This window comes from Ramlibacter alkalitolerans (assembly GCF_016722765.1).
Lineage (GTDB): Bacteria > Pseudomonadota > Gammaproteobacteria > Burkholderiales > Burkholderiaceae_C > Ramlibacter > Ramlibacter alkalitolerans.
Genome location: NZ_JAEQND010000027.1, coordinates 1 through 5,439 on the forward strand (window position 1 = coordinate 1; position 5,439 = coordinate 5,439).

2 tRNA genes and 2 rRNA genes are annotated in these 5,439 nt (G+C 53.7%); all 4 read left to right on the plus strand.

From position 1 onward, the window contains the following. Positions 1-235: 235 nt before the first annotated feature. The 4 genes from JI746_RS27450 to JI746_RS27465 all read left to right on the plus strand — a co-directional run bounded on the left by JI746_RS27450 (position 236) and on the right by JI746_RS27465 (position 5,285). Positions 236-1,766 (plus strand): 16S ribosomal RNA (locus JI746_RS27450). Between the two features lie 100 nt (positions 1,767-1,866). Then, positions 1,867-1,943 (plus strand) — tRNA-Ile (locus JI746_RS27455). 27 nt (positions 1,944-1,970) lie between these two features. Next, positions 1,971-2,046: transfer RNA gene (locus JI746_RS27460), tRNA-Ala, on the plus strand. 355 nt (positions 2,047-2,401) lie between these two features. Then, positions 2,402-5,285, plus strand: a 23S ribosomal RNA gene (locus JI746_RS27465). The 16S and 23S rRNA genes sit together here with 2 tRNA genes alongside, the layout of an rRNA operon. Positions 5,286-5,439: the final 154 nt, after the last annotated feature.

Consider the following 5,439-nt stretch of genomic DNA (forward strand, 5'->3'; position numbering starts at 1 on the left):
AGAGTTTGACAGGTCTCTACAAAATCAGTCATAATCGAGGGCTTCGCTGATCGCAGCGGGGTTGGTTGAGCAGGTAGGCGCAAGGCCGAGGGCTCTGGCGGGATCGTTAACAACATACAGCCGATAAGCGTGGGCGTTTGATGGCGCGAGTTGCCAAGTTCTTCGGAACAAATCAAACGCTCATATGAAAAGAAGTGAAGTTCACTTCGATTCTTTTGAGCAGTAATTCAAGATCGAACTGTAGAGTTTGATCCTGGCTCAGATTGAACGCTGGCGGAATGCTTTACACATGCAAGTCGAACGGCAGCACGGGGGCAACCCTGGTGGCGAGTGGCGAACGGGTGAGTAATACATCGGAACGTGCCCAATCGTGGGGGATAACGTAGCGAAAGCTACGCTAATACCGCATACGATCTGTGGATGAAAGCGGGGGATCGCAAGACCTCGCGCGATTGGAGCGGCCGATGGCAGATTAGGTAGTTGGTGGGGTAAAGGCTCACCAAGCCGACGATCTGTAGCTGGTCTGAGAGGACGACCAGCCACACTGGGACTGAGACACGGCCCAGACTCCTACGGGAGGCAGCAGTGGGGAATTTTGGACAATGGGCGCAAGCCTGATCCAGCCATTCCGCGTGCAGGATGAAGGCCCTCGGGTTGTAAACTGCTTTTGTACGGAACGAAAAGGCGCGGGTTAATACCCTGTGCTGATGACGGTACCGTAAGAATAAGCACCGGCTAACTACGTGCCAGCAGCCGCGGTAATACGTAGGGTGCGAGCGTTAATCGGAATTACTGGGCGTAAAGCGTGCGCAGGCGGTGATGTAAGACAGGTGTGAAATCCCCGGGCTTAACCTGGGAACTGCATTTGTGACTGCATTGCTGGAGTGCGGCAGAGGGGGATGGAATTCCGCGTGTAGCAGTGAAATGCGTAGATATGCGGAGGAACACCGATGGCGAAGGCAATCCCCTGGGCCTGCACTGACGCTCATGCACGAAAGCGTGGGGAGCAAACAGGATTAGATACCCTGGTAGTCCACGCCCTAAACGATGTCAACTGGTTGTTGGTCCTTCACTGGATCAGTAACGAAGCTAACGCGTGAAGTTGACCGCCTGGGGAGTACGGCCGCAAGGTTGAAACTCAAAGGAATTGACGGGGACCCGCACAAGCGGTGGATGATGTGGTTTAATTCGATGCAACGCGAAAAACCTTACCTACCCTTGACATGTCTGGAATCCTGCAGAGATGTGGGAGTGCCCGAAAGGGAGCCAGAACACAGGTGCTGCATGGCTGTCGTCAGCTCGTGTCGTGAGATGTTGGGTTAAGTCCCGCAACGAGCGCAACCCTTGTCATTAGTTGCTACGAAAGGGCACTCTAATGAGACTGCCGGTGACAAACCGGAGGAAGGTGGGGATGACGTCAAGTCCTCATGGCCCTTATGGGTAGGGCTACACACGTCATACAATGGCTGGTACAGAGGGTTGCCAACCCGCGAGGGGGAGCTAATCCCATAAAACCAGTCGTAGTCCGGATCGTAGTCTGCAACTCGACTGCGTGAAGTCGGAATCGCTAGTAATCGCGGATCAGCATGTCGCGGTGAATACGTTCCCGGGTCTTGTACACACCGCCCGTCACACCATGGGAGCGGGTTCTGCCAGAAGTAGTTAGCCTAACCGCAAGGAGGGCGATTACCACGGCAGGGTTCGTGACTGGGGTGAAGTCGTAACAAGGTAGCCGTATCGGAAGGTGCGGCTGGATCACCTCCTTTCTGGAAACACGAAGCAACTCCAGACACTCAAACGTCCACACTTATCGGTTGTTGGAAGATGTCGCCAGCGACGTTTCGCTCTTGCTGCAGCGACGGCCCCGGGTCTGTAGCTCAGTTGGTTAGAGCACCGTCTTGATAAGGCGGGGGTCGTTGGTTCGAGACCAACCAGACCCACCATCTGTGTCCTTGTCTCCAGGCGCGAACGGGGGATTAGCTCAGCTGGGAGAGCACCTGCTTTGCAAGCAGGGGGTCGTCGGTTCGATCCCGTCATCCTCCACCAAACACATCTTGTCCACCACCGGTGCACGGTCTGTCCACAGATCGTCCCCCTGATGTACTCAACACCTAAGCGGCTTGGGCTTTTGGCCAGGCCGCTTAGTTGTTGACCGGCAGCATCTGCTGCAAGTCAATCGGCTGTTCTTTAACAATTCATAGAGTCGAATCAGCGTTGTTAGCGGAAAGAGCTTCATGGCTCACCGTGCCGCTAACGACATTTTTTGATTGCGTCAACCAGACTTCAAGACTTCGAAAGCGATTTCGATGTGATTTTGAAGCAACGGCATAACGCGCGAGGTGAAAGACCTCGCGAGTCCTTGATAGACGATGAAGCCTCGTGAGAGGGGTCAAAGTTATAGGGTCAAGTGACTAAGAGCATGTGGTGGATGCCTTGGCGATTACAGGCGACGAAGGACGTGATAGCCTGCGATAAGCTTCGGGGAGCTGGCAAATTAGCTTTGATCCGGAGATTTCCGAATGGGGAAACCCACCGCGCAAGCGGTATCGCATGATGAATACATAGTCATGCGAGGCGAACCGGGTGAACTGAAACATCTCAGTAGCTCGAGGAAAAGACATCAACCGAGATTCCGAAAGTAGTGGCGAGCGAAATCGGAAGAGCCTGCTAGTGATAGCGCAGAACTTAGCGGAAGGATCTGGAAAGGTCCGCCAAAGAGGGTGATGGCCCCGTACGCGAAAAGATCTGTGTGGTACTGAGCTAGCGAAAAGTAGGGCGGGACACGTGAAATCCTGTCTGAAGATGGGGGGACCATCCTCCAAGGCTAAATACTCGTAATCGACCGATAGTGAACTAGTACCGTGAGGGAAAGGCGAAAAGAACCCCGGGAGGGGAGTGAAATAGATCCTGAAACCGCATGCTTACAAAAAGTCGGAGCCCGCAAGGGTGACGGCGTACCTTTTGTATAATGGGTCAGCGACTTACATTCAGTGGCAAGGTTAACCGAATAGGGTAGCCGCAGGGAAACCGAGTCCGAACAGGGCGAACTTTTAGTCGCTGGGTGTAGACCCGAAACCAAGTGATCTATCCATGGCCAGGATGAAGGTGCCGTAACAGGTACTGGAGGTCCGAACCGACTAGTGTTGCAAAACTAGCGGATGAGCTGTGGATAGGGGTGAAAGGCTAAACAAACTTGGAAATAGCTGGTTCTCTCCGAAAACTATTTAGGTAGTGCCTCGCGTATTACCTTCGGGGGTAGAGCACTGTTTTGGCTAGGGGGTCATGGCGACTTACCAAACCAAGGCAAACTCCGAATACCGAAGAGTACAGCGCGGGAGACAGAGCACCGGGTGCTAACGTCCGGACTCAAGAGGGAAACAACCCAGACCGCCAGCTAAGGTCCCTAAAATTGGCTAAGTGGGAAACGAAGTGGGAAGGCTAAAACAGTCAGGATGTTGGCTTAGAAGCAGCCATCATTTAAAGAAAGCGTAATAGCTCACTGATCGAGTCGTCCTGCGCGGAAGATGTAACGGGGCTAAGCCAGTTACCGAAGCTGCGGATGTGCACGCAAGTGCACGTGGTAGGAGAGCGTTCCGTAAGCCTGTGAAGGTGTCTCGAGAGGGATGCTGGAGGTATCGGAAGTGCGAATGCTGACATGAGTAGCGTTAAAGCGGGTGAAAAGCCCGCTCGCCGTAAGCGCAAGGTTTTCTACGCAACGTTCATCGGCGTAGAGTGAGTCGGCCCCTAAGGCGAGGCAGAGATGCGTAGCTGATGGGAAACAGGTCAATATTCCTGTACCGATTGCAAGTGCGATGTGGGGACGGAGAAGGTTAGCTCAGCCGGGTGTTGGATGTCCCGGTTCAAGCCTGTAGCCGTGCCTGGTAGGTAAATCCGCCGGGCTTAGGTCAGGGGTGATAACGAGGCGGCTTGCCGCCGAAGTGAGTGATACCCTGCTTCCAGGAAAAGCCACTAAGCTTCAGCTTGCAACGACCGTACCGCAAACCGACACTGGTGCGCGAGATGAGTATTCTCAGGCGCTTGAGAGAACTCGGGAGAAGGAACTCGGCAAATTGACACCGTAACTTCGGAAGAAGGTGTGCCTTTAGTAGGTGAAGTGCCTTGCGCATGGAGCCCAATGAGGTTGCAAAAAATCGGTGGCTGCGACTGTTTAATAAAAACACAGCACTCTGCAAACACGAAAGTGGACGTATAGGGTGTGACGCCTGCCCGGTGCTGGAAGATTAAGTGATGGGGTGCAAGCTCTTGATCGAAGTCCCAGTAAACGGCGGCCGTAACTATAACGGTCCTAAGGTAGCGAAATTCCTTGTCGGGTAAGTTCCGACCTGCACGAATGGCGTAACGATGGCCACACTGTCTCCTCCCGAGACTCAGCGAAGTTGAAATGTTTGTGATGATGCAATCTCCCCGCGGAAAGACGGAAAGACCCCATGAACCTTTACTGTAGCTTTGTATTGGACTTTGAACGGATCTGTGTAGGATAGGTGGGAGGCTTTGAAGCCGGGTCGCTAGATCTGGTGGAGCCAACGTTGAAATACCACCCTGGTGCGTTTGAGGTTCTAACCTAGGCCCGTGATCCGGGTCGGGGACAGTGCATGGTAGGCAGTTTGACTGGGGCGGTCTCCTCCCAAAGCGTAACGGAGGAGTTCGAAGGTACGCTAGCTACGGTCGGACATCGTGGCGATAGTGCAATGGCATAAGCGTGCTTAACTGCGAGACTGACAAGTCGAGCAGATGCGAAAGCAGGACATAGTGATCCGGTGGTTCTGTATGGAAGGGCCATCGCTCAACGGATAAAAGGTACTCTGGGGATAACAGGCTGATACCGCCCAAGAGTTCATATCGACGGCGGTGTTTGGCACCTCGATGTCGGCTCATCTCATCCTGGGGCTGTAGCCGGTCCCAAGGGTATGGCTGTTCGCCATTTAAAGAGGTACGTGAGCTGGGTTTAAAACGTCGTGAGACAGTTTGGTCCCTATCTTCCGTGGGCGCTGCAGATTTGAGGAAGCCTGCTCCTAGTACGAGAGGACCGGAGTGGACGCACCTCTGGTGTACCTGTTGTCACGCCAGTGGCATTGCAGGGTAGCTAAGTGCGGAAGAGATAACCGCTGAAAGCATCTAAGCGGGAAACTCGTTTCAAGATGAGATCTGCCGGGGCCTCGAGCCCCCTGAAGAGTCGTTCTAGACCAGGACGTTGATAGGCTGGGTGTGGAAGCGCAGCAATGCGTTAAGCTAACCAGTACTAATTGCTCGTGCGGCTTGACCCTATAACTTTGATCAACATCGACGCAACACCGCGCCGATGCTGCAGATCAAGGTGTTATGCCAGGGTTGAACGCAATCAAAACCGGTGCGAAAGCACCAAGCTGACAAGACTCTATGAATTGGTCTTGCTGCACCAGCTGCAGCAGGGCAAAAAGT